The organism is Undibacterium sp. Ji49W, assembly GCF_049340205.1.
Lineage (GTDB): Bacteria > Pseudomonadota > Gammaproteobacteria > Burkholderiales > Burkholderiaceae_D > Undibacterium.
Map to the genome: position 1 here is coordinate 1 of NZ_JBMPOW010000060.1, position 389 is coordinate 389.

Sequence of the window (389 nt, forward strand, 5' to 3'; positions counted from 1 at the left end):
GGAATGGATTTTTCAAATCGCCAGCAAGAGCCGGGAAAGAAATTTATCGGATTAGGGCTGGTCATATTATTTCACGTGCTGGTGGTATATGCACTGGTGTCGGGCCTGGCGCGCAAGGCCATGGAAGTGGTCATCAAGCCGCTGGAAACCAAGATCGTGGAAGAGGTGAAACCACCGCCACCACCACCGGACACGCCACCGCCACCACCACCGAAACTGCTGGCACCGCCACCACCGTTCATTCCGCCACCGGAAGTTCAGGTACAGCAACCCGTGCAGCAACCGCCGACCGTGAGTAACTTCTCCAGCGTCAAGCCAGAGAACCCGGTCATGCCCAAGGGGCCGGCTCAGCCTGCACCTGTTGCTGAAACCAAAGCGACTGGCCCGGT

1 pseudogene is annotated in these 389 nt (G+C 58.4%); it reads left to right on the forward strand.

The features are described from left to right. A pseudogene (locus tag ACO0LK_RS27030) lies at nt 1–389 on the forward strand (energy transducer TonB); the annotation flags it as partial.